This window comes from Dehalococcoidia bacterium (assembly GCA_035528575.1).
Taxonomy (GTDB): Bacteria; Chloroflexota; Dehalococcoidia; order E44-bin15; family E44-bin15; genus DATKYK01.
Window position 1 is genome coordinate 23,584 of the sequence record DATKYK010000044.1, and the last position, 25,683, is coordinate 49,266.

A 25,683-nucleotide genomic window follows, 5' to 3' on the forward strand; every position below is an offset into this window, starting at 1 on the left:
ATTAAATAAATGTGTTCCCGCTATCACAGCAAAATTCTTTGCACCCATCTGCCAATATCTAAGAAGAATGGTGCCGAGCAACTAACGGGTTGTATTTGGAATAGAGAGAGCCAAGTGCCCGGAGGTGCCGTTTTTTAGGAGGCCAACATACCAGAAGTTTAGCTCGCCAAGATATAAAACGACACATACAAGAAATAGAGCAGGAGCCTTACTAGGAATACTGGCAGTAAAAGAGAGACCAACCGCAGTGGAACAGAAGATGAGGGATGAAGCAGCGCAAGCCTTAACCAGTTTGAGGGTGATCGACCTCTCACAGATTTTCGCCGGCCCCTATGCCACCAAGCTTCTGGCGGACATGGGGGCGGAGATTATCCGGGTTGAGTGCGCCGCCCGCTCGGGGAGGGGAGGGGCGCTCCCCAGGATTAAGCCCGGCGGTGCCTTCGGCGCTTCCTTCCCCGATGGCGACACCGGGGAAAGCTCCTACAATCGTTTCGCCTACTACAACGAGGTGAACCGAAACAAGTATGCTATAACCATCGACCTGGCAAAGCCCCTCGGGGTTAATGTTTTTAAAAGTCTGGTAAAGGTGAGCGATGTGGTGGTGGAGAATTTCACCCCCAGGGTGATGAAGAACTTTGGCCTGGACTATCACGTTCTCAGGGAGACCAACCCCCAGATTATCATGATCTCCCTCTCCGGGTATGGCCAGGACGGCCCTTATAGAGACTATGTTACATATGGTGAGGGAATCGAAGCCATGGTCGGTCTCTCAGAGCTCACCGCCTATCCCGATGGAGAGCCGCTCAAGCCCGGGGTGGCGTACGCCGATGCCACCAGCGGGCTTCACGCTGCCTTCGCTATTCTGGCGGCGCTACGCTATCGCCGCCTTAGCGGCCGTGGGCAGCACATCGATCTCGCCATGCGTGAAGCGGTCACGCCGCTCCTCGGGGAGGCGATTATGGATTATACCATGAACCAAAGAGCGGCAAAACCCGTGGGAAATCGCCACTCCACGATGGCACCCCACGGTTGCTACCGCGCACAGGGGTGGGGTGTTAAGGTTGGAGAGAACCAAGAAGGGCATAGAAGGAGTGGGGAGAACGAAAAAGGGGATGCGTGGATTGCCATCGCCATCTCCTCCGATGATGAGTGGCGTTCCCTTTGCTATGCTATGGGCGACCCACCCTGGACCAGGGAAGAGCAATTCGCCAGCCCCTCCGGTAGACTGGCAAATCGAGAGGAGCTGGACCGGCTTATCGGGGAGTGGACCTCGGCGCATGACCACATTGAGCTGATGACCATGCTCCAGGGTTCCGGTGTTAAGGCGGGGGCAGTACTCAATATCGCTGAACTTGCTCACGACCCTAATCTCAATGAGCGGGGATTCTTTGAGGAGCTTTCACACCCCGAGGCAGGGACCCATCGTTACCCGGGGGTATCCTGGCGGATGAGCCGGACGCCGGGGAGGCTTCGACTGCCCGCCCCCTGCTTCGGTGAGCACAATCACTATGTTTTCGGAGAGCTTTTAGGAATGTCTGACGAGGAGATATGGCAACTGGCTGATGAAGGGGTGAGCGCCAGCGAGCCGCTCTCATACCTGGAGGCCTGATACCATGGAAGAAAAGAAGGAAGAGCAGCCGCAAGCGGAGCCAATTCCCTGGACCGTGATGGACATGGTCAAGGGGATCGGATTGATAATAGGTTTGACAATTATTCTTTCCGCTGGCCTGGGAATTGCCACATCTCTGCTTATTGGCCCGGATGCCTATCTCGAGATCGACCTCCAATACACTAATATAAACCAACTCGTCGAGGAGTTCTTTGATCTACTTGCCTCCGAGGGCCTGCTTCAGCAGTGGCTGCTAATAGCGTTCGCGGGAATGGCAGTTGGTGAAGGGGCAATGGTCTACGGGGCATGGCGGTTCAGCGCTTTCAAGTACCGCCTTGGCTGGCGTGCCCTAGGGTTTCGCTCCTTCAATGTGAGGAGAGGCCTCACATTAGCCACCATTGTAGTACTGGGAGGCCTGTTAATCAGCATCCTCTACGATATGTTGATGACCTCATTATGGGAAGAGCCCACTTCCTCGGTGACACTCGAGTTCACTAATAGCGGTCTCGGCCTGGCGACCATTGCTGTGCTCGCAGTCGTGGTCGCCCCGGTTGCCGAGGAGGTCTTTTTCCGCGGCTTTCTATTCAGCGGCATCGGCAAACGCTATGGGTACGGCTGGGGTGCTATTGTTAGCGCCCTGCTGTTCTCGGCGGCACACATTATGCAACCGGGAGCTTTCCTTCCCATTTTCCTCTTGGGTCTCTTACTTGCCTGGCTTTACATGAGGACTGGCTCAATATGGGCCTGTATCTTCACCCATTTCGCCTATAATTCCATTGCCCTGTTATTTATGATATTATATCAGTAGTGAGAGCAAATGAGGTGTCGTGGCATTCGTGGGGCAACTACGGTCGATGACAATACCAGGGAAGACACCCTGGCAGCGGCCAAGGAGTTACTACAGGAGATGGTCCAGACCAATGGGGTTCAGGAAGAGGAGGTAACCTGTATCTTCTTCACTACCACCCCTGACATTAACCGCACGTTCCCCGCGGCGGCAGCCAGGGAGCTGGGTCTTTCCCAGGTACCCATGCTGTGCGGGCATGAGATGAACGTCCCCGGCAGCCTGCCCATGTGCCTGCGTATCCTGATTCTCTTCAATACGGAAAAGGGCGCAGAGGAGATCGTCCATATTTATACTAAGGGAGCCAGGGAGTTGAGATCCGGGAGCGATAACCAAGAAGGGAGTCTGGAGGTATAATAAATGTTTATCGTAATGCATCAAGGGCATACCGAAAAGGAACTGACGGACATTCTGGAGCGGCTGACCCAAATGGGATTCACCGGTCATGTATCCCAGGGAGTGGAGCGAACGGTGGTCGGCGTGGTAGGGCGAACCAACCCCGAACTGAAGGAGACGCTTGAGCTGTGGCCCGGAGTGGACGACGTTGTGCCCATCAGCCGGCCACATAAGCTTGCCGGTCGTGAGTTTCAGTCCGAGGATAGCGTAATCAAGGTGGGAGATGTGACCATCGGCGGTGAGGCGCTGGTAGTGATAGCTGGCCCCTGCGCCGTGGAGACCGAGGAGCAGCTCCTGCAGTCGGCGCGTGCGGTGAAGGCAGCAGGTGCCAATATCCTGCGCGGAGGTGCCTTCAAACCATCAACCTCCCCCTATAGCTTTCGCGGGCTGGGCAAGGATGGGCTCGAGCTCCTGGCGCAGGCACGCCGGGAGACCGGAATGCCCGTTATCACCGAGGTGATGGCCCCTCACGATGTAGAGTTAGTCTTACGCTATGCCGATATCCTCCAGGTAGGGGCGCGCAACATGCAGAACTTCACCCTCCTGGATGAGGTGGGCAAGTCACAAATGCCGGTTATGCTCAAAAGGGGGCTCTCGGCAACCATTCAGGAGTGGCTGCTCTCTGCAGAATACATCCTGGCCCAGGGCAACCGCCAGGTCATGCTCTGTGAGCGGGGGATCAGGACCTTCGAAACATACACCAGAAATACAATGGATATAAGTGCCATCCCCGTTATCAAGAAGCTGAGCCACCTGCCCATCATCGCCGACCCCAGCCATGGCACCGGCAAATGGCACCTGGTTACCCCCGTCTCCCTGGCCGCAGTGGCTGCCGGAGCTGACGGACTGATGGTCGAGGTTCACCCCAATCCGGAACATGCCCTCAAGGATGGCGCTCAGTCGCTCACCTTCGAAAACTTCCAGCAACTCATGGCGCAGGTCGTGCCGGTGGCGGCCTCGGTGGGACGCAAAATGGCCTGATGGCGATGAGACCCTAAGGTTATACGGGCATTTCTGCGCATCATTGGTCACCAAGCTAGTACCAGGTTGTAAAAGTAAACGTCTAATCGCCTTGTTCGAGAATGCGATTTCCCAGCCCTAGCACCCCCGACTACGGGATAGTTAAGAAGAGATGATGGGGATTTCCGCATAAGTACTTGAGGGAAAATATGCTCGTTGAGGAAGAGCTATCCAGAGCGGTGCCAGAAGGGGACACGGCGTTTACCATCGGGGTTTTCGATGGGGTTCACCTGGGGCACCGGTTTCTTATCGAGAAGCTTAAAGAGAAGGCCGCTTCTGAGGGCCTTATGAGCGGGGTGATAACCTTCAAGCACCATCCCCGCTTGTTGTTTTCGCCACGCTCCCAGATTACCTGCCTGACCACCCTCGAGGAACGGATTAGACTTCTGGAAAGCCTCGGTGTGGCGCATGTCGTTACCCTCTCCTTCACCCCTGAACTATCTCAGCTCAGTGCCCGGGAATTCATCACGCTGCTGAAGCGCTACCTCAGGATGCGGGGGCTGGTTATCGGGCCCGACTTCGCCCTAGGCAGTGGTAGAGAGGGAGATGCCCGTGCCCTTAAGTCGCTGGGTGAGGAGCTTGATTTCTCTGTCGAGGTGGTTCCGCCCAGGTTATTGCAGGGTAAGGTGGTGAGCAGCACGGCGGTCCGCGGGGCGCTCTCCCGGGGTAATGTGAAGGAGGTAGGCGAACTCCTGGGGCGATACTTCACCCTAACGGGACAGGTATCACATGGGGATGCGCGAGGTAAAAGCCTGGGATTTCCGACAGCAAACCTCATCCCGGAACGGGAGCAAGCCCTGCCTGCCGATGGGGTCTATGCTGCTCAGGCCTTCTTCTCCGAACGAAATATTGGAGTCCGCCCCGCTGCACGAGGGCGGTCTCGTAAAACGGCACACAAGGCAGACAGCGAAACGGCTTATCAGGCGGTAATAAATATCGGCCTTCGCCCCACCTTCGATGGCAGCAAGCGCATAGTGGAGGCTCACCTCCTCGATTTCGCCGGTGATCTCTATGGGCAGAAGCTCAAGCTCGAGCTGGTGGAGCGGCTGCGCGGTGAGGAGAGGTTCTCAAGTGCCCAGGAGCTGAAGGCTCAGATAGCAAGAGACATGGAGCAGGCGAGGTCGCTGCTCAAGCGCCCCTAAGCAGATAGACGCTTAAACGTTTAAACGCTTAAAACGCTAGAACGCTTTAAGGGGAGATTAAAAGAACAAGCAATGGGGAAGACAAACGATAGTGAGCACTTCAGGCATCTCCTGAAAAGAGGGGTTGCCGAGATCATCATCGAAGAGGAGCTGGAAAGGCTCCTGGAGTCGGGGCGAAAGCTCCGCCTAAAGCAGGGCTTCGACCCCAGCTGTCCCGACATCCACCTGGGGCATGTAGTTGGGCTCAGGAAGCTGCGCCAGTTTCAGGAGCTGGGGCACCAGGTCATCCTCATCGTCGGTGACTGGACCGCGCGTATCGGCGACCCCAGCGGCGAATCGCAGACCCGCCCCATGCTATCCCCCGATGAGGTGCGCGCCAATGCCGAGACGTATTTGAAGCAGTTCTTCAAGGTGGTCGCTAGGGAAAAGACCAGGGTGGTCTGGCAGAGCGAGTGGTTTGGCAAGTTCAGCCTCTCAGATGTCATTGGACTTGCCAGCAAGTTTACCGTGGCCCAGATGCTGCAGCGGGACGACTTCTCCAAAAGGTACGCCTCAGGCCGCCCCATCGCCATCACCGAGTTTCTCTACCCCTTGCTTCAGGCCTATGACTCCGTAGAAATCGAGGCCGATGTTGAGTTCGGGGGCACCGACCAGACCTTCAACTGCCTGGTAGGGCGGGAGCTTCAGCAGATGATGGGGCAACCCCCGCAGCAGGTCTTCCTGGTGCCTCTGCTTGTGGGCACCGACGGCAGCATGAAGATGTCGAAAAGCCTGGGGAACTACATCGCCATCGATGAGCCCCCAAATGACATGTATGGCAAGGTGATGAGCATTCCCGACGGCCTCATGATGGACTACTTCGAGCTCCTTACCGATGTCACTGATGAAGAGCTTGCCCAGTACCGCAAGGATATTGCTAGCGGTTCGGTGAACCCGATGGTCTTGAAGAAGAGATTAGCCCATGAGCTGGTGGAGCAGTTCCACGACCCTAAGGCTGCTCAGGATGCGGAGGTGGAGTTCGAGAAGGTGGTTCAGAAAAAAGAAATGCCAGAGGAGATACCTAAAGCTCGCATTTCAGTCGGAGCCGGAACCGTTCATCAAACCTCCGGTCTAATTGTCGTGACCGGGCTTGCCAAAAGCAACAGCGAGGCAAAGCGCCTTTTAGCCCAAGGGGCCATTGAGATTGACGGTAAGCGAGTTACCAGCGAGAAAGTAATAATCAAAGACGGCAGCATCATCAAGGTGGGCAAGCGCCGCTTTGTTAGAATCGTTGATGCCGATAAGCAAACCTGAGCTTCCCACTTACCCACCCCCTTTGCCCACACCAGACTAGGCAAACATGTTTCCTACTTCACTATGTTAGCGATTCAGGGTATAATGTCTAAAAATCGCTAATTACGGAGGCAGAGCATGCAGTTACGCATTCCCGGACCCACCCCGCTACCCGATGAAATCCTGCAGACGATGACCAGGCAGATGATCAATCATCGCGGGCCCCAGTTTGCCGAGATAATCCATAAGGTAACCGACATCCTCAAAGCCATGTTTCAGACCGAGGGGGACGTATTTCTCCTCACCTGCTCCGGAACCGGAGGCATGGAGGCAGCCATCGTGAACACCCTCTCGCCAGGGGACAAGGTGCTGGTAGTGGCCAACGGAGCCTTTGGCGACCGCTTTGCCGATATCGCCGAGATATTCGGCGCTCATGTTGAGCGGCTCAGCTTTGAGTGGGGCACCGCCGTCGACCCCCAGGAGGTGCGCCGGGCGCTTTCCAATGACGCCGGCATAAAAGCAGTGCTGGTGACTCATAATGAAACATCCACTGCTGTAACCAATGATTTAGCTGCTATAAGCGCTGTGGTTCAAGAGTACGAAAAGCTCCTTATAGTGGACGCCATCAGCAGTCTAGGCTGCATTGACCTGCCCACCGACAAGTGGGGGTGCGATGTGGTGATTACCGGCTCGCAGAAGGGGTGGATGGCCCCTCCCGGGCTGGCGATGGTCAGCGTCAGCGACCGCGCATGGCAGGCGCAGGCTCAAGCCAAGATGCCCAAATACTACTGGGACTTCGCCAAAGCCAAGAAATTTCTAGAGAAAGGGCAGACCCCCTGGACCCCGGCTGTTTCTACGTTCTACGCCCTCGATGCTGCCCTAGAGCTGCTTCAGCGAGAGGGGCTCAAAAACATCTTTGCACGCCATGCCCGCATAGCGGCGAAGGCGAGGGAGGCGGTGAAATCGCTGGGGCTCTCCCTATTTGCTGATGAAAGCTGCGCTTCAAACACGATCACGGCGGTTAAGGCGACTAAAGGTCTCGACTCTAAGAAGCTTCTCAAGATCCTGCGGGAGGAGTATGATACTGTACTCGCCGGAGGGCAGCAGCGGCTGGACGGTAAGATCTTTCGCATCGGTCACCTCGGCTATGTAAACGAGGGGGACATCGATGCCGTGATCGAGGCGCTGAAGGCGGCCCTGCCCCAGGCAGGCTTCTCCGGGTGAGATTACCAGGAGGTGATTACAATGGAGATCGAGGAGATCGGGGTCGTGTCCCGGTTGGGAATGCGAGGGTTAAAGAATAGGGGTCTCATTGAAATATCCCAGGACCCCAGGAGCGGGGATTTCGTCCTCGTTATCAGCAAAGGCATCCGTGAGAAATGGTACCGCAAGTGGCTAAAGATCAACCTCCCCCAGGGGATGTGGCGGGTGAAGTGCTCCAAGGAGGAGGTATCTGAGGCAGTTAATAAATTCCTATCCGATAAAATTTTACCGTAGATGCGAGTAATCGATTAAAGGCAGGTTAAACTAGGAAAGGTACGCGAAGGGCGAAAAAATGAGGGTATTAATCGCTGATCCCATCGCTCAGGAGGGCATCGAAGCGCTTCGCGCCCATGCCGAGGTGGATGTCAGGCTGGGGCTGGGTCACGATGAGCTTATCGCCGCCATTGGTGATTACGATGCCATCGTGGTAAGGAGCGAGACCAAGGTCTCAGCGGAGATCATCGAGGCGGGACATAAGCTCCAGGTCATCGGTCGTGCTGGTGTGGGGGTAGACAATATCGATATAGAGGCGGCAACGAGGAAGGGCATCGTGGTGGTAAATGCCCCCACGGGGAATACCATCTCGGCTGCGGAGCATACCATCGCCATGATGCTCGCCCTGGCACGACACATCCCCCAGGCAAACGTGAGACTCAAGACAGGGGATTGGCGCCGCCAAGATTTCCTAGGCACTGAGCTGAGGAATAAGACGCTGGGCATCATTGGATTAGGTAATGTAGGCTCCGAGGTTGCACGGCGCGCCATCGGGTTTCAGATGCGCCTTATCGCCTATGACCCCTTTGTATCTACCGAATACGCACAAAATCTGGGGGTGGATCTGGTCTCCTTTGAGGTTCTCCTTAAAGAATCTGACTTTATCACTATACACACCCCGCTCACCAAGACAACCAGGAGGCTAATTGGTGCCAAGGAACTGGCGATAGTCAAGCCAACTGTGCGCATAATCAATTGTGCCCGTGGGGGTGTCATCGATGAAGAGGCGCTTTATAAGGCTATTGAGGGGGGGGCGGCAGCAGGTGCAGCTATCGATGTCTTTACTGAGGAGCCGGCAAAGGATAGCATCCTCTTCAAGAGCGATAAGATTCTGGTCACCCCGCACCTGGCGGCATCCACCGCCGAGGCCCAGGCAGGCGCGGCCCTGGATGTGGCGGAGCAGATAATCGCGGTGCTCCACAGCGAGCCTGCCAGGTATGCAGTGAATACCCCACTGATCTCACCGGAGACGCTTGCCGTGGTCGGACCGTTCCTGAGCGTCGCCCGGCAGATAGGCCGTCTGCTCTATCAGCTGGGTGAAGGTCAGATAAGCACTATCATCATCAAGTATGAAGGGGAGATCGCTAACCACGACACTGCGGCGCTAAAGGCAGCAGTCCTAGGCGGCCTGCTAGAAACCATCAGCGAGGAGCGGGTTAACCTGGTAAACGCCAATATCATCGCACAACGGCGCGGGCTGAAGATCACCGAGCAAAAAGACATCAACTGCGAAAATTATGGAAACCTGATAACCCTCGAAGTGACCTCCAGCACCGGGACAGTCACGGTAGCGGGCACGGTGATGAGGGGCGAGCCTCACCTCGTGAGGGTTAACAGCTACTGGATTGATGTCGTACCGAGGGGGGGTTATTTTCTGTTTAGCGATCATCGCGACCGCCCCGGGCTTATCGGAGCGGTAGGCACGATATTGGGTGACGCTGATATTAACATCAGCTCGATGCAGCTGGGTCGACTCGAGCCTCGAGGTCGGGCGCTTCTGGTGCTCGAGCTCGATCAGCCTGTCGACGAAGAACTGCTGCTCAAGCTTCAATCGCTATCCGAAATCTACACAATGAAGCTGGTGAAGCTTTGACCGGGGGATAGCCAGCGTGGCTGATATCGAACGGGCTAAAGAGAGGATCGCGGAACTCCGGGAACAGATAAACCACCACAACCACCGCTACTACGTGCTCGACAGCCCTGAGATCGCGGACGCCGAGTATGACGCGCTGATGGCTGATCTGAGGGAGCTGGAGGAGGAGCACCCCGGATTTATCACCCCCGAATCGCCGACGCAGCGGGTGGGCGCCGCCCCCATCGAGGCCTTCGGTGCGGTGGAGCACCGCGTGCCGCTGTTGAGCCTAGCCAATGTCTTCTCCTCCGGAGAGCTACTCGGCTGGCACAAGAGAATCTCAAACCTGGTGCCGGGGCGTGAGATGGACTTCGTCTGTGAGCTCAAGCTCGACGGGCTTGCCGTCGCCCTGACGTATACCGATGGCCGCTTTACTACCGGAGCAACGCGGGGCGATGGCTATCGAGGCGAGGATATCACCCAGAACCTTAAGACCATTAAGAGCATCCCCCTCACCGTCCCCAAAGGTGCCCCGCGGAAATTTGAGGTCAGGGGTGAGGTCTATCTCTCCAAGGCTGGCTTCGGAAGACTGAACCGGGAGCGGGCAGAGGAGGGCCAGCCTCTTTTTGCCAACCCCAGAAATGCCGCCGCCGGCTCGGTACGTCAGCTAGATCCACGGGTTACGGCGAAGCGCCCCCTGGACATCTATATCTACGGCCTGGGATATACCGAAGGGGAAGGGATAGGCGAGCGAGAAATGCCCCCAACTCACTGGGAAACCATGGAGTATCTCAAGTCAATGGGATTTAAAATAAGCCCATATAATACTCATGTTTCCGATATTAGCGGTGCGGATAACTACTATCTGCGCTGGGTTAAGGAGAGAGAGAACCTGGAATTTGATGCCGATGGCATTGTGATTAAGGTAAACTCATTAGGGCTTCAGCGAGCATTGGGTACGGTGGGTCACGACCCCCGCTGGGCAGTGGCCTATAAATTCCCCGCTATTCAGGCCACTACCAGGCTTCTCGACATCGGCATTAATGTGGGGCGAACGGGTAGCCTCAACCCCTACGCCATCCTAGAGCCGGTATCAGTTAGCGGTGTCACCATCAAGCGGGCAGCACTCCACAACGAGGAGGATATCCGGCGTAAGGACATTCGCATCGGCGACACGGTGGTGGTGCAGCGCGCCGGCGAGGTCATTCCCGAGGTGGTCGCTCCCGTTTTATCCAGGCGCAGCGGTCAGGAAAGGCTCTTCGTGATGCCATCCCGGTGCCCCGTTTGCGGCGTCAAGGTGGTTAAGCCGGAGGGTGAGGTGATGACGCGGTGCACCAACGCCACCTGTCCCGCCCAGATATATGAGCTCCTCACCCACTTCGTCTCCCGCGGCGCCATGGACATCGACGGGATAGGGGAAAAGCTGGCTGCCGCCCTGCTTAAAGAAGGTCTGGTTAAAAATGTCGCCGATCTCTACTCACTTCGCAAGCAAGACCTGATAGACCTGGAGAGGATGGGGGAAAAGAGCGTCCAGAATTTGCTAGATGCCATCGAGAAGAGCAAGGAGCGCCCTTTTGCAAGGGTAATCTTCGCTCTAGGCATCAGGCATGTCGGTGCCGAGACCGCGGAGCTCCTGGTCAGCCACTTAGGTAGCATGGACAAGCTGGCCAACGCCTCTATCGATGATCTCCTTGAGGTGCCTACCGTTGGCCCCAAGGTCGCAGAGAGCATCCGTGCCTTCTTCCGGCAGGAGGATAACCGCCGCATTATTGACAAGATGAGAAAGGCAGGGGTAAGGCTTGAGCAGGAAAGGAAAGTCCCAGGCGAGCTGCCACTGGCTGGGCGAGAGTTCGTGCTCACCGGCAAGCTGGAAGCGCTACCCCGGGGTGAGGCCGAGGCACGTATCAGGGAGCTCGGCGGCAGCGTGGGCTCGAGCGTCACCAGAAAGACAACCGACGTGGTAGCAGGGGCCGAGCCGGGCTCGAAGCTGGAGAGGGCGCGTTCCCTGGGCACCAGGCTGCTTAACGAGGATGAATTTCGTCACCTCCTCGAGGAGGGCAATATAAATAAAGGAGTAGAAAATGGCTAGAGTATTGATCGTTTACCATTCACAGAGCGGGAATACAGAGGAGATGGCGCAGGCGGTAGCGGAAGGGGCGCGGTCGGTGGAAGGAACCGAGGTCGCCCTTAAGCGGGCCTTCGATGCTACCGCTAAGGACCTCATTAGCTGCGATGCGGTGGCCTTTGGCACCTCAACAAACTTCGCCTACATATCCGGAGGCTTAAAGGACTTCTTCGATCGCACCCTTATTCAGTGCCAGGACAAGACCACCGACAAGCCCTACTGCACCTTCACCAGCAGCGGTATGGGAAAGAGGAAAGCCCTCGATGTCCTCGATGGCATATGTTCCGCCTATAAACTGAGGAAGACCGGTGAAGGTATCATGGCTCCGGGCAAGGCCACCCCCGAGATCCTCGCCGAGCTGCGTGAGATGGGTAAGAGGCTGGCCACCACCTGAAATATATGTACCGACATTCTTTAGTATATTTGGACTGGATGAGCCTAAGCCTGTAAAAGCGGTCCTCGCGGGTTTTTAAGCAACCGGTAGAATCAGGCAAAGGGGTGCGCATCAGCTTCAAGGAGTAAAGCTCTAGTTAAGCTATGAAACTGATTGTCGGGCTAGGAAATCCAGGGAAGAGCTATGCCGGTAACCGCCATAACGTGGGGTTCCAGTGTCTCGACCACTTCGCTACTCAGCACCGCATACCTATAAAAGAGCGAAGGTTAAGGCTCAAAACACTAAAGGCCAAATACGGGACGGGCGAGGTTGCCGGTACGCCGCTGATACTGGCCAAGCCCCGAACATACATGAACCACAGCGGGGCGGCGGTGGTCCAGCTAGTGCGCCGCTTCGAGATATCGCTGGATAACCTCATTGTGATCCACGACGACCTGGACCTGCCCCTAGGCAAACTGCGCATCCGCCAGCGTGGCGGTGCAGCGGGGCATAAGGGCGTAGCATCCATCATAACCTCCCTGGGAAGCGAGGAGTTCTACAGAATTCGCGTCGGCATCAGCCGCCCCGATGGCGATGAGGTCTCCTACGTGCTGAGCGATTTCAGCTCTGAGGAAAAGGAAATCGCAGGGGAAGCCTTTGCCCGGGTCGCCGATGCCATCCTTTGCATACTAACTGAGGGGATCGAGGCGGCGATGAATCGCTTTAACTAAAGTAGCCCTCCTCTCAGTTGCGGCAATTCAACTCAGGGTGCTATAATCCCCTTTAGCCTATTGTAAGAGGTTTTCTAGATGGAACCAGGGTTATTCATTACCGTAATAGGCGCAAGCGATTGCTCCGCAGAAGAGACCAAGCTCGCCGAGGAGGTGGGGCGGGAGCTGGCAAGGCGCGGCGCCACCCTGATCTGCGGCGGTCTCGAGGGGGTGATGGAGGCAGCATGTCGGGGAGCCTACTCCCAAGGTGGTATTACTATTGGTATCCTACCCGGGAACAGCCGCAAAGATGCCAATCCCTATGTTCGAATCCCCATCGTCACCGGCATGGGCTATACCAGAAATGCTATCGTCGCCAAATCGGGTCAGGCAGTGATCGCCATCGGCGGCAGCTATGGGACCCTTTCCGAGATCGCCTATGCACTGCAAAGTGACATCCCGGTTATCGGACTGGGCACCTGGTCACTGGCACGGGGAGGTGTGGCGGATAAATCCATAATCGTGGCTCAAAATCCTATGGATGCCGTGGAAAAGGCCATTGGCGTAATAAGGAAGGGCTAGCACTCTCAACTAATAGGATGGCTAAATATGATAAAGGGCCGGAGAGTGATATCCTATACCTTAGTTAGAAAAAGGTAAAAGGAGAGCGATGACGGTGGCGGTAATTGAGGAAGTGAGAGCCAGGGAGATCCTCGATTCCCGTGGCAATCCCACGGTGAAGGTTCATGTAAGGCTCTCCGATGGTACCCTGGGGCACGCCGCGGTGCCTTCAGGGGCCTCCACCGGCGCCCACGAGGCACTGGAGCTTCGCGATGGCGATAAGGCCCGGTTCGGTGGGTTGGGAGTGCTCCGGGTGGTGGAGAATATCGAGCAGGAGATCGGATCTGCACTTATCGGGATGCCTTGCCAGGAGCAGGTGGCCATAGATGAGCGGATGATCGAGCTCGATGGCACGCCAAACAAATCCCGGCTCGGTGCCAACGCTATTTTAGGCGTCTCCCTCGCTGTCGCCCATGCCGCCGCCAAATCTCTGGAGCTCCCTCTCTATCGCTACATCGGCGGCGAGGAGGCGTGCACCCTGCCCGTGCCTATGATGAATATCCTGAACGGCGGAAAGCACGCTGCGGACGCGACCGATTTCCAGGAGTTCATGATCGTCCCGCTGGGGACACAGCGCTTTGCCCACGCCCTCCGGATATGCGCCGAGGTTTATCAGTCCCTGAAGCAGGTGCTCCAGAGCAAGGGGCTGAGTACCAATGTCGGCGATGAAGGCGGTTTCGCACCCCGCTTGAGCTCCAACAAAGAGGCGGTTGAGTTGATACTCGCCGCTATCGAGGCGGCAGGCTATAAGCCCGGCGCCGATTGTTTCATTGCCCTCGACCCGGCAGCCAGCGAGTTTTTCCAGGGCGACGAATATATACTTGCCAGGGAGGGCCTCTCCCTCTCCAGAGCCGAGATGGTAGATTACTACGTGAAATTGGTATCCGAATACCCCATTATCAGCATCGAGGATGGTATGGCGGAGGACGATTGGGACAGTTGGCGGATGCTCATGGATAAGATGGGAGGAAAAGTCCAGCTCATTGGCGATGATCTTTATGTCACCAGTGTGCCACGCCTCGCCCGCGGCATCAGGGAGAAGGCATCCAATTCCATCCTCATCAAGCTCAACCAGGTTGGCACCCTTACCCAGACCATCGAGGCTATCGATATGGCGCAGAAAGCGAAATGGACAGCGGTGGTGAGCCACCGCTCCGGCGAGACCGAGGATGTCACCATCGCCGACCTCGCCGTAGCCAAGAACACTGGCTTTATCAAGGCAGGCGCCCCCTGTCGCTCGGAGCGCCTGGCCAAATATAACCGCCTGCTCAGCATCGAGGAGGAGCTAGGAGAGCGCGCCCGCTACCCGGGTATGAGCGCGCTGTACAATTTGGCAAAATGACCACTATTGGCATTACAACCACAGTCCCTATAGAGGTGCTCCTGGCAGCGGGCTACCGGCCCGTTGACCTGAATAATGTCTTTATCTCCGACCCGGACCCGGAAAGGCTGGTTAATATCGCAGAGAGGGCGGGCTTTCCCATCAATTGCTGCACCTGGATCAAGGGCATATACGGTGTCGTCATGGAGCAGGGCATCGATACCGTGCTCTGCGTCACCACCGGCGATTGCTCCAACACCATCATGCTCATGGAAGTATTAAAACTCAAGGGACTCAACGTAATCCCCTTCGCCTACCCCGACCATCCCGATGCTCTTCGTATGCAGAATTGCCTGGAATCTCTTGCCGAGACCTTGGGTACAACAGTTGAAACGGCTGTGAATATTCGAAAAGAGCTAGAAAAAGCGAGGAGGCTGGCCCATGAGCTCGATGAGCTCACCTGGAATGGTAACGCGAGCGGGTGGGAGAACCACTTCTGGCTGGTTTCCACCTCCGATTTCATGGGAGACCTTGATGAATACGAAAGACAACTGGGTCAGCTTTTAACCGAATGTCACGAGCGAGATGAACGAGAAGGGCGAAATATGCTGCGTCTGGCCTATATCGGCGTTCCCCCTATCTTCGCCAGGGACCTGTACCATTTCCTTGAAAGCCAGGGGGCCAGGGTGGTATTCAACGAAATTCAGCGTCAGTTCGCCATGCCCCGCTATGGCAATCGGCGAAATTCACTCGCCCAGCAATACTCAAGCTATACATACCCCTACTCCATATTCGACAGGCTCAACGACATCCTGCCACAATTTCGAGAGCGCCGGGTGGACGCCGTCATCCACTATGTTCAGGCCTTCTGTCATCGCGGAATAGGAGACATCATCTTTCGCCACCGCATTGACCTGCCCATCCTGACCCTGGAGGGGAATAACGACTATACGCTTACCGCACACCTTAAGACCAGGATCGAGGCCTTTCTGGACATGGTGAGGCGTCGCCATACCATTACCGGTGGGGCGAGGAAATCACAAGCACCATTCTTTGAGATTGCGGGGCTTGTCCCGACCGCCGGGGAGAGTTCCGAGTTCACTTCGGCTATGCCCGGCAGCAGGCGTAGACCCTCGCTATAACTAATCACGGAACTGTTAGGAAATAAAAAAGGTAGAAAAGGAGGACTAAATGACAACAAGGATCGGCATAAACGGCTTTGGCAGAATCGGGAGGCAGATACTCAGGGCGGTCAATGAAAACCATACCGGAAAGCTTGAGGTGGTCGCCCTCAATGACCTGACGGACACCAGGACCAACGCCCATCTTCTAAGGCATGACTCTACCTACGGTGCATACCCCGGCAAGGTGGAGGCAACCGAGGATGCCATCGTCGTCGATGGCAAGCCGGTGAAGGTGCTTTCCGAGCGCGACCCCAGTAAGATTGCCTGGGCTGAATACGGGATCGAGGTGGTGGTGGAGTCCACCGGGCTCTTTACCGATGCAGCCAGGGCTGCCGCCCACCTGGAGGGCGGGGCCAAGAAGGTCATCATCTCCGCCCCGGCGAAGGGGGAGGATGTGACCATCGTCCTGGGGGTCAATGAAAGCCACTATGACCCCAAAAAGCATCGCGTCATATCAAATGCCTCCTGCACCACCAACTGCATCGCCCCCGTGGCCAAGGTACTTCACCAGTCCTTTGGCATCGAAATGGGACTCATGTCCACCATCCACGCCTACACCAACGACCAGCGGATACTGGACCAGTTCCATACGGACCTGAGGCGAGCGCGGTCAGCGGCAATGAACATCATTCCCACCACCACCGGCGCGGCAAAGGCGGTCACCTTGGTCATCCCCGAGCTGGCGGGCAGGATTCACGGCATGGCCTACCGCGTGCCCGTCCCCACCGTATCCGTGGTGGACTTCGTCGCCACGCTCAGTAAAGGAGCAACTGCAGATGAGATTAATGAGGCATTCAAAAAGGCTGCTGCAGGCCCGTTGAAGGGTATCCTCGAGTTCTGCAATGAGGAACTGGTGAGCATGGACTTCAAGGGAAACCCTTCAAGCGCCATCTTCGATGCGCCGGCAACGATAGTGATCGGTGGTAGCATGGTGAAGGTGCTCGCATGGTATGACAATGAATGGGCCTATAGCTGCCGCGTCGCCGACCTGGTAGCCTTTATCGCAAAGCAGGGGCTTTAGCTATCGGCGCCATTTCATAAAAAAAGGTTGCCCGTTAACGAGGCCTGAAATAGAAACTCAAGTCCAATATCCAAATAAAACCTAAAAAAGTAACGATGATTACCCCTTATGAAGCCCATTGGCTTTAATGTAAGGCTACAGGGGGAAGCTATTTGAAAAATACCAATGCGGAAAGTTTCCCCAGTTTAAAAATGTAAAAGACTGGGATCCCTATTGACAAAAATGCGACTCACTATTTGCCATGTAGCGTTAATTACTCACGCTCTTCTGAAGCATCTAACATGCTGAGTTTCCCCATCCTATTGACAAGGGTGACCCCGATGGTATGATAATTATGGGCATATGTTCATAATTCATACGGAATTTAGGGAATGGAGCTTAAAGTGCCAAGGTTGAGTAAATGGAGGCTAATAGCCAAAGAGCTGGCAGCCCATATTCCCTTCACCGCTTTTGGAGCTCTGAGCGGGCTTTTATTCACGGTCATAATAATCTGGGGCGGTTTTCTGAACCCGATTTCAAACACTTCAGAGACAGTCTTTTACGTCCTCCATCCCACCCACGTCTTCCTCAGCGCCCTGGTAACTACCGCTATATATAGGGTACATGGAAAGGGTAAAATATGGGCAGCCATCCTGATCGGTTATACCGGTGCTATCGGCATCGCTACCCTGAGCGATTCAATCGTTCCCTACTTGGGAGAATCGCTGGCGGTTCTGCCGGGCAGGGAGCTCCATATTGGCTTCATAGAAGAACCGTGGCTTACCAACCCGCCGGCACTCCTGGGCATTGCAATCGGTTACTGGAGACCGATTACCAAGTTCCCCCACGCCGGTCATGTACTAATCAGCACCTGGGCCTCACTATTCCACATCATTATGGCAGTTGGGGAGTCAGTAAACTGGATTCAACTTCTTTCCATCTTCTCGTTCCTGTTTATAGCCGTTTGGATTCCCTGCTGTCTGAGCGATATCATATACCCCCTGCTATTTGTAAGAGGGGCCAGAAGCCATAACCACCATTAAGGGAAATCTGGCCAAACGTGTTGATTTAATATATAATCGAGACACATTCATCAAGCGAGGAGGAATTCCCATGCGCGTACTGCTTATGAGTACTCCCTATCCCCTTGAAGAGAACCCCATCCCACCGCTCTCCCTGAGCTACCTCGCCGCAATGCTCCAGAGTGAAGGTATTGAGGTCCAGATCCTGGACCTTCTAGTGTCCCAGCATTCAGCCCGCAAGATCAGGGATAAGCTTGAGGAATATCAGCCCGGGATGGTCGGCGCTACATGCGTAACCCTGAATTCACCCATCGCCTCCCGAAACCTGAAGGTATGCAAGGATTTTGACCCCAGCATCGTAACCATGCTCGGTGGTCCCCATGCCAGCTTCGCCCTCAAGGAGACCCTCCTCCGGGCCCGCTGGATCGATGTGATAGTAATAGGGGAGGGAGAGCGAACGCTGGTCGAGCTAGTGAGGGCCCTGGAGAAAGGCAAGGACATCCGGCAGGTGGCGGGGATCGCCTTCCGTGAGGATAATAGGGTGGTAAAAACCGAGCCCCGTCCCCTTATCGAGAACCTGGATGAACTCCCCCCCCCAGCGCGCCATCTCTTGCCCCTCTCCAAGTACCGCGCCATCGACTCTCCCTGCACTGTAATCACCAGCAGGGGTTGTCCCTACCGCTGCATCTTCTGCTCCGGGCCCCGGCTCTTCGGGCGCCGTGTCCGCTTCCGCGACCCCAGGCTGGTGGTCGATGAGATAGAGCAGCTCCATAAAGGGTTCGGTTTTGAGAAGTTAAACATCGTCGATGATACCTTCACCCTCAACCACCGCCACGCCCAAGAGGTCTGTGATGAAATCATGAGGCGCAACCTCAAGTTTCAGTGGAATGTCTTCGCCCGCGCCGATACTGTAACCGCGGAGCTACTTAACAGGATGAGAAAGGCTGGCTGCTCCTGGCTGCTCTACGGCGCTGAGTCAGCATCCCCCGAGATCTTGAAGACCATTAAGAAAGGGACCACCCCCGACGATATAAGGCAGGGAACCAGGCTCGCCACCGAGGCTGGGATCGGGGTGTTCAACTCCTTCATCTTCGGTCTGCCCGGTGAAAGCCCGGAGACCGCCTGCCTGTCGCTGGCTTTTGCCCATGAGCTTAACCGGGATTACGATGCCAAATATGGTTTCCACCTGCTATCCCCGCTGCCGGGAACCGAGCTGTATGAGAAGCCCAAAGACTATGGCCTGCGCATCCTTTCCCGAAACTGGGCCAAGTATAACGCCAATGAACCGATTACCGAGACTGCTACTATGAGCCCGCAACAGGTCCTTCAGCACATGGCCGACTACGACCGGATAATTGCCTATGTCTGGCAGCAGATAAAGGATAAGGCGGCGGAGGGGGATCCCGTCTGTGCGGAAGAGGTGAGACAAAAAGCGAGCATAGAGTTCATCTGGAAGATTCTCAAGGGCGATGTCATTGAGCGGCTGGATCATATGAAGGATGGCGGCGATCCAGTGGGACAGCTTGCTCAGCGCATATCGCGCAAGATGGATGTCCCGTTGGATGTGGCCGAGCGGGAGATGGGGAGACTGGTGCAGATGGGGCTTATCCAGCGCGAATCGGCGAACGGAAGATCAATATGGCAGTGGGTCTAGAGGATATCGAAACTGCGCTGAGTGGAATACTCCTCCCTCAACCCAAGCGAAGCCTTACACAGCTTAACATGGTTAGGGACATCGGGGTATCTGAGGGAAGTGTGAAGCTCACCCTTGCCCTGACTGTCCTGAGTGCTGCTGAGAGGGAGCGGGTTCAGGAAAGGGTACGCGCTGCCATTGAGGCTATCCCCGGGGTGAAAGAGCTAGCCATCGAGCTTGTGGAGCAGCCGCTCCAGGAGCTTAACCAGTTCGACCGCGTTATAGCAGTTATGAGCGGTAAGGGCGGCGTGGGGAAATCGCTGGTCACCGCCCTGCTCGCCATCGCCCTCACCCGTCACGGGCATCAGGTGGGCATCCTGGATGCGGATATAACCGGACCCAGCATACCCAAGATGTTTGGCCTGAAGGCTCGTCCCACTGGGAGTGAGAACGGCATCCTGCCGGTAGAGACGAGGTCCGGGATATCGGTCATGTCCCTCAACCTGCTCTTGCCTCACGAGGACGACGCCGTTATCTGGAGAGGGCCCTTGCTTGCCAAGGCTATCACCCAGTTCTGGCAGGAGGTACTCTGGGGCAAGCTCGATTGCCTATTAGTTGACCTGCCCCCGGGCACCGCCGATATCCCCCTCACCGTGATGCAATCGCTCCCCCTTTCAGGCGTCGTTATCGTCTCCACACCTCAGGACCTGGCAAACATGGTGGTGCGCAAGGCGGTTCACATGGCGCACAAGCTAAACGTCCACATCTCAGGGGTGGTGGAGAATATGAGCTACCTGGTTAGCCCGGAGACGGGAAAGAGGATCGAGCTCTTTGGTCGGAGCAGGGGGGAGGAGATGGCAAGTGAGGCCGAGGCCCCCCTCCTGGGGCAAATCCCGGTAGACCCGGAACTCGCCGCGCTCTGCGACAGCGGCGATATCGAGCGCTACAACTCCGAGCCCTTCACTTCACTATCATCAGCCTTCATCCAGGCGCTGCCAGCCTCGTCCCGTCCCGCTGAGGACCAGACTGGTAAATAGGGCATTAAACAAATACTCGACCAAGAATTGACTCATTTTGCCGATATAATGCCGGATTCTTTGCCACAGGCTGGGGAAATTCGCCTGAAGGAGGTTTAAAATGCCGCTCCGCATAACCACCCTCAGCGAGAATACGGCGGGCAGAGCTGGACTGCTTGCTGAATGGGGCCTGAGCGTCCTGGTAGAAACGGGTGACATCAAGATACTCCTCGATACGTGCGCCAGCATCTCAGTGCCCCATAATGCTTCAATATTAGGGGTAGATCTGTCAGCGATCGATAAGATCGTGTTGAGCCATGGCCACTACGACCATACCGGTGGGCTCAAGGAGGTGCTTGCTAAGACAGGGTCAGTTGAGATAATTGCCCATCCCGATGTATGGGCTAAAAAATACATCCGGTTCGGCGAGCGTGATGTTTACATCGGCATTCCCTTCTCAAGGGGGGAACTCGAGGGCCTAGGTGCTTCCTTCACCCTGAGCCCGGAGCCGGTCTGGATCACGGATGAAATTGTGACCAGTGGCGAGATCCCGATGGTAGAGGAGTATGAAGTGATCGAGCCTAACTTCTATGTTAAGAAAACGGGCGAGATGCGCCCTGACCCCTTCTTGGACGACCGTGCACTCATCATCGTGACCGATGAGGGACTGGTGGTCATCCTGGGCTGTGCCCACCGCGGAGCGGTAAATACCCTGCGCCACGCCCAGCAGATAACCGGTGTAGAGCTGATTCACACAGTCATTGGCGGCACCCATCTTATCAGTGCCTCCGAGGAGCGTGTCCTGCGCACCGCTTCAGCCTTCCAGGAGCTTGGGGTACAGCGGGTCGGCGTTTCGCACTGCACCGGGCTGCCAGCTTCGGTGCTCCTCGCCCAGCAGCTCGGGGGATCCTTCTTCTTCAATAACACCGGCACCATCATAACCGTCCCGTAATAGCTTCATTTGCCTTTATTTAAATACCGTAGTATAATCATTTTCGGGGTGAGGTATGTCTCTGGCAGAATTACGTGACCTCTTTATAATCATCTTTGCCGTACTGGGTATTGGGGCCACGGTATTCCTTACCGTTATCGCCTTTCTGATCCTCCGCAGGGTTCTTGCCATCCTCAATTCGGGGAGAATGATAGCAGGGAATATCCGGAGCATCACCTCCGCAGTTTCCCAGGACCTGGTAAAGCCACTGGCCAGCATCGCCAGCGTGGCGCAAGGTGTCGCTAAGGTCCTGGAATTCTTCTCTGATAGGAGAAAGGAGAGGAGGAAAGGTGACTGAGGAAAATAAGGGACACGGCTTTCTAACCGGCCTCCTCATTGGAGGGGTCATCGGCGCGGCACTCACTTTCTGGCTTGTAGAGCGGACGGGCCAGCGAGGGCGGCAGGGTTTGGGCGTCGGTAGCAAGGCGAGTGACCTTGCCAGTTATATTAAGGATGAGGTCTCAAGCAAAGTGAAGGAGCTAATCAGGCGGACTATCGAGGAGGGAAGCGAGACCGCCCGCAGGACCCGCGACGACATCGAGGAGAGGTTGAGGGAGGAAAGCGAAGAATAACTGCTGGGACAGTTCAAAAATTGGTCGATTTCTACTCAACTTGGAGGATTGATTCAGTCAGATAGGTATTATCGAGCTTAATAGTAAAAGAGAAATAGAGGAACGGGGAGGCAATGCCTCTCCGTTTATTTTACACCGTATCTCGGGTAGGAGCCAAATAGCTTGAAGAGGGAGGTTTCCTGTCGCACCTGCTCAAGCGCCTCGCTCACGGCAGGGTCATCGTGGTGACCCTCCAGGTCGATAAGGAAGATATACCTTCCCAGGCTCTCCTTGGAGGGACGGGATTCCACCTTTGTCAGGTTGATACTTCGCTGGGCGAACTTTTGTAGCACCTCACAGAGCACCCCCGGACTATCATCGGCGAAGGAGAAACAGAGGGATGTCTTGTCAAAGCCGGTTGGCAGGTGATCTGTAGGGGCCAGGACCACGAAGCGGGTAACATTGGATTCCCGATCCTGAATCCCAGTGGCCAGGACCTCTGCTCCATAAAGCTCGGCCGCCCGCCTGTTGCCGATGGCGGCAGCAGGGTGAGTCGAGGCCATCATATCCTCCACTGCGCCGGCGGTGGAGAGGGCTGCCACCACCTCAACCCTGGGAAAGCAGCGCTCAATGACCTGGCGGCACTGCCCCAGTGCCTGAGGATGGGAGAAGAGCACCTTCACCTCACTCGCCTGGGTCCCCGGTTTGACCAGGAGGTGGTGCTCAATGGGCAGCACCAGCTCCTTTCTAATGAGCACACCCGACTCGTGGATTAATAGGTCAAGGGTATCGGTAACCGAACCCTCGATGCTGTTCTCTATGGCCACTACCCCCTCCTCCGCCATCCCCGAAGCGACCGCAACCGCCACCGCAGGGATGCTGGGGAAGGGGATTAGCTGGGCGGTCTTATCATGAAGAAGCGCCGCCTCCTCGGTGAAGGTCCCCGGCGGACCAAGATATGCAATCCTCTTTGCCATACTTATCCTGTGAGCGCTACCCTCAGTGCCCCCTCCGCCTCAGGCTTGGTTACCGCAACTATCTGAGCATCTGCCTCCAAAATGGTATCGTCCGTCGGCACATGGGCACCCGACTTCCCGGTTATGAGACAGATCACGCTATCGGGAGGGAAGTCGATCTCGCTCATCCTCTTTCCTACCACCGAGGAACTTGGGGGGATATTTACCTCGACGACCTCTAGATCTCCCCCCTTTAAGGTGAGTAGGTGGACCAGGGGATGTATGGGCACCTCCTCCTCGATATGCTCCAGGATGATATTGGTGCTGCTTATAGTGACATCTATGCCCAGCTTCTTAAATAGCGCTTCATTTTTTGGGTTGTTGATGCGCGCTATGGTGCGTGGCACCTTGAACTTGTGCTTTGCTACCTGGCAGGCGACCAGATTATCCTCATCCTCGTCGGTAACCGCAATGAGCATATCCGCCCGCTCCGTCCCCGCATCGCCGAGGGTTCGCGCCTCGCATCCATCGCCGCGCACCACCACGCTCCCCAGTTGCTCGCAGATTGCACCACACCTCGCCGGGTCCTTCTCCAGAATCAATACCTCATGCCCCTCGCTCAACAGGGCCTGGGAGAGGTAGTATCCTACCTTACCACCACCGACTATAATAAAATACATCAAAGCCCCCCTTAGCCCACTACCTTATCCCGCAGCAGTTGCGCCCCTACCTTGGTCGGGCTGATCGTCTCCAGCCCCAGGGTATGATAGAGCTCTTCACGGAGGGGATCATAGATGCGACAAACCACCTTGGGAACATTAAATACGTCTTTTGCTATCTGAGCAGCCATCACGTTGCGATTATCTCCCTGGGTTACAGCAACGAAGGCATCGGCCTCCTCGATCCCCGCCTTCTTAAGGGATTCCTCATCGGTGCCGTCGCCCACCAATGGTGTGCCTTTAAAGGCTGAAGGAAGCCAGCGAAAGCTGTATGTATCCCTATCTAGAATGGTAACCTTATGTCCATCTTCTTCCAACAGTGCAGCCAGCTGGGCACCTACCCTACCGCACCCCATGATCACCACATTCACTCTTCAGCCTCCTCCATCGGTCCCCTCCAGAGCAACACCCGGCACGGGGCATTCCGCAGAATATAGGGAACGGTGTCCCCCATGTCGAACTCACCGAAGGGCTTCTTGTATTCCAGTCCCATGATGATCATGTCCACCCCCCGCTCCACTGCCTCATCCACTATGGCAGGACCGGTCTCCCGCGCCTGAAGTATCTCCGTTTCCACCTGGCTATCCATCATATCAGCGATCTTCTCGGCATTGGCAAGCACGCTCTCCCCGCTCTGGGTCTCCGGCTGAACCTCCGCATCCAATGGAAGGACGCGGCTCACCTGAATCACATGGACTACGTAGACCTTCCCCTTGCTCCTCCGGGCGAGGACGCAGGCGGTCCTGACTATATCGTCATCCGCCTTCTTCCCGGTTACCGGCACCAGAAACTTGGTAAACATCGCGCTCTCACCCCCCTATACCATTACCCAAATGGCTTATTATAATCGCTGCATCAAAATGATGCAATACTGTCTCCCCATAGATTATCAACCCTCCCCTTTACGCCGCATGATCTGGCCATCGATGAGCCTATCGGCGGTCTCCTTGAGAAGCTCCAGCTCCTCCAGTGACAGGTCGTCCAGCCGCTCCAGGTTATACTCCACGGTGGAGATGATCTGTTTCACCGTACCCTCCCTGCGCCGGGTAAAGTAGACAGTGATACTGGCGATTATCGTCCCCCAAAAGAGCATGGTCCCCAGGATCGCCCATATGCCACCGACTATATGGCCCGCCGTAGTTAACGGTTTAAAGGGCGTCCCCATCGTCTCCACCGCCGCCAGGCTCCACCACAAAGCCTGCCCATAAGAGTATACATGTTCCGGATTGGCATCATGCTCGGCAAAGTAGAAGCCGGCGGAGAAAAGCAGCCATAGGACAGTGAGCAGCGTGAACATGGGCAGAAAAGGGGTCTGGGTGACAATGACCCTGAGGAATCTAACGAACCCGGGGACATTGGGCGCAATCCTCAGCCTTCTCCTGGGCTCCCTCCTTCTCCTGAGCACCTCATCCCCGGGCCGAATCCTGGAAACCGGCTCGAAAGGCTTTTCTTCTCCCATTCCTGAACACCCCGCTCTCTATGATCATTGGGCGGAATTTTACTCTTGTCGCTGCTAGTTGTCAATGGCCTCGTCTAGAGGTTGAAGGATTCCAGTGCGGTTAATGATAGCTGCTTCCCCTTTATAACTATCCAAAACTTAAACCAGAATTTATCCGCTTCAGATAGATAGGTTGCAGCCCGCTGTAACTATGAGGCACTTTGTCAATTGTAGCTGCCCTTGTTCTGCTTAGCCGAATAATACAACTCGTCGTTGCCACGAAAATACAGTCTGGGGTAGTTCGATTGTTATATTGTAACCCATGCGTTCAATTTAATATACAGCCTTTCGGATTGTAAACAGGCGAGCGCACTAATCAAAGTGCTTACCTCCGACTCGTGGCACCACCTATGAACTAACCCCTTCACCAGTCGTTAAACACCCATTTCCCACCTCAGTATTACCCTTAGCAACGGCATGTTGGATTGCGATCAGAGCCGAAGCTCCGCTCAGAAGGCGAAGAGCAAGAAATCCCACCATGAAATGCATGCCTATCTACATGCCTGCTATCGCAGCCACAATGGGCTAGTACCTGGTTGCAAAAGTAAACGTCTAATCACCTCTTCCGAGA

27 protein-coding genes are annotated in these 25,683 nt (G+C 55.8%); 22 read left to right on the forward strand and 5 right to left on the reverse strand.

What is annotated here, in order from left to right; genetic code table 11:
• The first annotated feature begins 247 nt into the window (after positions 1-247).
• The 22 genes from VMX96_10900 to VMX96_11005 all read left to right on the forward strand — a co-directional run bounded on the left by VMX96_10900 (position 248) and on the right by VMX96_11005 (position 21,960).
• Positions 248-1,609 carry a CoA transferase gene (locus tag VMX96_10900; GenBank protein ID HUU64401.1) on the forward strand — a complete coding sequence of 454 codons (1,362 nt, stop codon included), beginning with the start codon at positions 248-250 and terminating at the stop codon, positions 1,607-1,609.
• Between the two features lie 4 nt (positions 1,610-1,613).
• The gene (locus tag VMX96_10905) at positions 1,614-2,417 is read left to right on the forward strand and encodes a type II CAAX endopeptidase family protein (protein ID HUU64402.1); all 804 of its coding nucleotides are present in this window, start codon (positions 1,614-1,616) and stop codon (positions 2,415-2,417) included.
• 9 nt (positions 2,418-2,426) lie between these two features.
• A complete protein-coding gene (aroH, locus tag VMX96_10910) occupies positions 2,427-2,810 on the forward strand; it encodes a chorismate mutase (GenBank protein HUU64403.1) in 384 nt (127 codons plus the stop codon).
• Between the two features lie 3 nt (positions 2,811-2,813).
• Positions 2,814-3,830 (forward strand): 3-deoxy-7-phosphoheptulonate synthase, encoded by a 1,017-nt coding sequence (gene aroF / locus VMX96_10915; protein HUU64404.1) that lies wholly within the window; start codon positions 2,814-2,816, stop codon positions 3,828-3,830.
• A 188-nt stretch (positions 3,831-4,018) separates the two neighbouring features.
• Positions 4,019-5,011, forward strand: a complete 993-nt coding sequence (locus VMX96_10920; GenBank protein HUU64405.1) for a bifunctional riboflavin kinase/FAD synthetase — start codon at positions 4,019-4,021, stop codon at positions 5,009-5,011.
• A 72-nt stretch (positions 5,012-5,083) separates the two neighbouring features.
• Positions 5,084-6,304 carry a tyrosine--tRNA ligase gene (tyrS, locus tag VMX96_10925; GenBank protein ID HUU64406.1) on the forward strand — a complete coding sequence of 407 codons (1,221 nt, stop codon included), beginning with the start codon at positions 5,084-5,086 and terminating at the stop codon, positions 6,302-6,304.
• Between the two features lie 117 nt (positions 6,305-6,421).
• Positions 6,422-7,507 (forward strand): alanine--glyoxylate aminotransferase family protein, encoded by a 1,086-nt coding sequence (locus tag VMX96_10930; GenBank protein ID HUU64407.1) that lies wholly within the window; start codon positions 6,422-6,424, stop codon positions 7,505-7,507.
• Between the two features lie 21 nt (positions 7,508-7,528).
• A complete protein-coding gene (locus VMX96_10935) occupies positions 7,529-7,780 on the forward strand; it encodes a hypothetical protein (protein HUU64408.1) in 252 nt (83 codons plus the stop codon).
• Between the two features lie 58 nt (positions 7,781-7,838).
• A complete protein-coding gene (gene serA, locus VMX96_10940; protein HUU64409.1) occupies positions 7,839-9,413 on the forward strand; it encodes a phosphoglycerate dehydrogenase in 1,575 nt (524 codons plus the stop codon).
• 16 nt (positions 9,414-9,429) lie between these two features.
• Positions 9,430-11,481, forward strand: coding sequence for an NAD-dependent DNA ligase LigA (gene ligA / locus VMX96_10945; protein HUU64410.1), 2,052 nt, complete (start codon positions 9,430-9,432; stop codon positions 11,479-11,481).
• Positions 11,474-11,911: a flavodoxin domain-containing protein gene (locus VMX96_10950; protein ID HUU64411.1), complete on the forward strand. Its 438-nt coding sequence runs from the start codon at positions 11,474-11,476 to the stop codon at positions 11,909-11,911. Before ligA ends, VMX96_10950 begins: the two co-directional genes overlap by 8 nt.
• A 143-nt stretch (positions 11,912-12,054) precedes the next feature.
• Entirely contained in the window at positions 12,055-12,621 is a 567-nt protein-coding gene (gene pth / locus VMX96_10955) for an aminoacyl-tRNA hydrolase (GenBank protein ID HUU64412.1), read from the forward strand.
• Between the two features lie 78 nt (positions 12,622-12,699).
• Positions 12,700-13,182, forward strand: coding sequence for a TIGR00725 family protein (locus VMX96_10960; GenBank protein HUU64413.1), 483 nt, complete (start codon positions 12,700-12,702; stop codon positions 13,180-13,182).
• A gap of 88 nt (positions 13,183-13,270) precedes the next feature.
• The gene (eno, locus tag VMX96_10965; protein ID HUU64414.1) at positions 13,271-14,563 is read left to right on the forward strand and encodes a phosphopyruvate hydratase; all 1,293 of its coding nucleotides are present in this window, start codon (positions 13,271-13,273) and stop codon (positions 14,561-14,563) included.
• A complete protein-coding gene (locus tag VMX96_10970; GenBank protein ID HUU64415.1) occupies positions 14,560-15,684 on the forward strand; it encodes a 2-hydroxyacyl-CoA dehydratase in 1,125 nt (374 codons plus the stop codon). Before eno ends, VMX96_10970 begins: the two co-directional genes overlap by 4 nt.
• Positions 15,685-15,733: 49 nt before the next feature.
• Positions 15,734-16,747, forward strand: coding sequence for a type I glyceraldehyde-3-phosphate dehydrogenase (gene gap / locus VMX96_10975; protein ID HUU64416.1), 1,014 nt, complete (start codon positions 15,734-15,736; stop codon positions 16,745-16,747).
• Positions 16,748-17,130: 383 nt separating this feature from the next.
• The gene (locus tag VMX96_10980; protein ID HUU64417.1) at positions 17,131-17,769 is read left to right on the forward strand and encodes a hypothetical protein; all 639 of its coding nucleotides are present in this window, start codon (positions 17,131-17,133) and stop codon (positions 17,767-17,769) included.
• Positions 17,770-17,839: 70 nt separating this feature from the next.
• Entirely contained in the window at positions 17,840-19,402 is a 1,563-nt protein-coding gene (locus tag VMX96_10985) for a radical SAM protein (GenBank protein HUU64418.1), read from the forward strand.
• Positions 19,387-20,418, forward strand: coding sequence for an Mrp/NBP35 family ATP-binding protein (locus tag VMX96_10990; protein HUU64419.1), 1,032 nt, complete (start codon positions 19,387-19,389; stop codon positions 20,416-20,418). Before VMX96_10985 ends, VMX96_10990 begins: the two co-directional genes overlap by 16 nt.
• A gap of 100 nt (positions 20,419-20,518) precedes the next feature.
• Entirely contained in the window at positions 20,519-21,349 is an 831-nt protein-coding gene (locus VMX96_10995) for an MBL fold metallo-hydrolase (GenBank protein HUU64420.1), read from the forward strand.
• Positions 21,350-21,404: 55 nt separating this feature from the next.
• On the forward strand, positions 21,405-21,686 hold the full coding sequence (locus tag VMX96_11000) for a hypothetical protein (GenBank protein HUU64421.1): 282 nt from the start codon (positions 21,405-21,407) through the stop codon (positions 21,684-21,686).
• Positions 21,679-21,960, forward strand: a complete 282-nt coding sequence (locus tag VMX96_11005) for a YtxH domain-containing protein (GenBank protein ID HUU64422.1) — start codon at positions 21,679-21,681, stop codon at positions 21,958-21,960. Before VMX96_11000 ends, VMX96_11005 begins: the two co-directional genes overlap by 8 nt.
• A gap of 125 nt (positions 21,961-22,085) precedes the next feature.
• Here VMX96_11005 and pheA read toward each other — a convergent pair whose 3' ends face one another.
• From pheA to VMX96_11030, 5 genes are all read right to left on the reverse strand, one after another.
• Complete coding sequence (gene pheA, locus VMX96_11010; protein HUU64423.1) at positions 22,086-22,916, reverse strand: prephenate dehydratase; 831 nt, start codon at positions 22,914-22,916, stop codon at positions 22,086-22,088.
• Between the two features lie 2 nt (positions 22,917-22,918).
• Positions 22,919-23,575 (reverse strand): TrkA family potassium uptake protein, encoded by a 657-nt coding sequence (locus tag VMX96_11015; protein HUU64424.1) that lies wholly within the window; start codon positions 23,573-23,575, stop codon positions 22,919-22,921.
• A gap of 11 nt (positions 23,576-23,586) precedes the next feature.
• Entirely contained in the window at positions 23,587-23,985 is a 399-nt protein-coding gene (locus VMX96_11020) for a TrkA family potassium uptake protein (GenBank protein HUU64425.1), read from the reverse strand.
• The gene (locus VMX96_11025) at positions 23,982-24,416 is read right to left on the reverse strand and encodes a universal stress protein (protein ID HUU64426.1); all 435 of its coding nucleotides are present in this window, start codon (positions 24,414-24,416) and stop codon (positions 23,982-23,984) included. Before VMX96_11025 ends, VMX96_11020 begins: the two co-directional genes overlap by 4 nt.
• An 87-nt stretch (positions 24,417-24,503) precedes the next feature.
• On the reverse strand, positions 24,504-25,073 hold the full coding sequence (locus tag VMX96_11030; GenBank protein HUU64427.1) for a two pore domain potassium channel family protein: 570 nt from the start codon (positions 25,071-25,073) through the stop codon (positions 24,504-24,506).
• Positions 25,074-25,683 lie beyond the last annotated feature (610 nt).

Excerpts from the sequence above, each read along its gene's own strand:
- VMX96_10905 (HUU64402.1), top strand. The coding sequence starts at position 1,614 with ATGGAAGAAAAGAAGGAAGAGCAGCCGCAAGCGGAGCCAATTCCCTGG.
- aroH (HUU64403.1), top strand. The coding sequence starts at position 2,427 with ATGAGGTGTCGTGGCATTCGTGGGGCAACTACGGTCGATGACAATACC.
- aroF (HUU64404.1), top strand. The coding sequence starts at position 2,814 with ATGTTTATCGTAATGCATCAAGGGCATACCGAAAAGGAACTGACGGAC.
- VMX96_10920 (HUU64405.1), top strand. The coding sequence starts at position 4,019 with ATGCTCGTTGAGGAAGAGCTATCCAGAGCGGTGCCAGAAGGGGACACG.
- tyrS (HUU64406.1), top strand. The coding sequence starts at position 5,084 with ATGGGGAAGACAAACGATAGTGAGCACTTCAGGCATCTCCTGAAAAGA.
- VMX96_10930 (HUU64407.1), top strand. The coding sequence starts at position 6,422 with ATGCAGTTACGCATTCCCGGACCCACCCCGCTACCCGATGAAATCCTG.
- VMX96_10935 (HUU64408.1), top strand. The coding sequence starts at position 7,529 with ATGGAGATCGAGGAGATCGGGGTCGTGTCCCGGTTGGGAATGCGAGGG.
- serA (HUU64409.1), top strand. The coding sequence starts at position 7,839 with ATGAGGGTATTAATCGCTGATCCCATCGCTCAGGAGGGCATCGAAGCG.
- VMX96_10950 (HUU64411.1), top strand. The coding sequence starts at position 11,474 with ATGGCTAGAGTATTGATCGTTTACCATTCACAGAGCGGGAATACAGAG.
- pth (HUU64412.1), top strand. The coding sequence starts at position 12,055 with ATGAAACTGATTGTCGGGCTAGGAAATCCAGGGAAGAGCTATGCCGGT.
- VMX96_10960 (HUU64413.1), top strand. The coding sequence starts at position 12,700 with ATGGAACCAGGGTTATTCATTACCGTAATAGGCGCAAGCGATTGCTCC.
- eno (HUU64414.1), top strand. The coding sequence starts at position 13,271 with ATGACGGTGGCGGTAATTGAGGAAGTGAGAGCCAGGGAGATCCTCGAT.
- VMX96_10970 (HUU64415.1), top strand. The coding sequence starts at position 14,560 with ATGACCACTATTGGCATTACAACCACAGTCCCTATAGAGGTGCTCCTG.
- gap (HUU64416.1), top strand. The coding sequence starts at position 15,734 with ATGACAACAAGGATCGGCATAAACGGCTTTGGCAGAATCGGGAGGCAG.
- VMX96_10985 (HUU64418.1), top strand. The coding sequence starts at position 17,840 with ATGCGCGTACTGCTTATGAGTACTCCCTATCCCCTTGAAGAGAACCCC.
- VMX96_10990 (HUU64419.1), top strand. The coding sequence starts at position 19,387 with ATGGCAGTGGGTCTAGAGGATATCGAAACTGCGCTGAGTGGAATACTC.
- VMX96_10995 (HUU64420.1), top strand. The coding sequence starts at position 20,519 with ATGCCGCTCCGCATAACCACCCTCAGCGAGAATACGGCGGGCAGAGCT.
- VMX96_11000 (HUU64421.1), top strand. The coding sequence starts at position 21,405 with ATGTCTCTGGCAGAATTACGTGACCTCTTTATAATCATCTTTGCCGTA.
- pheA (HUU64423.1), bottom strand. The coding sequence starts at position 22,916 with ATGGCAAAGAGGATTGCATATCTTGGTCCGCCGGGGACCTTCACCGAG.
- VMX96_11015 (HUU64424.1), bottom strand. The coding sequence starts at position 23,575 with ATGTATTTTATTATAGTCGGTGGTGGTAAGGTAGGATACTACCTCTCC.
- VMX96_11025 (HUU64426.1), bottom strand. The coding sequence starts at position 24,416 with ATGTTTACCAAGTTTCTGGTGCCGGTAACCGGGAAGAAGGCGGATGAC.
- VMX96_11030 (HUU64427.1), bottom strand. The coding sequence starts at position 25,073 with ATGGGAGAAGAAAAGCCTTTCGAGCCGGTTTCCAGGATTCGGCCCGGG.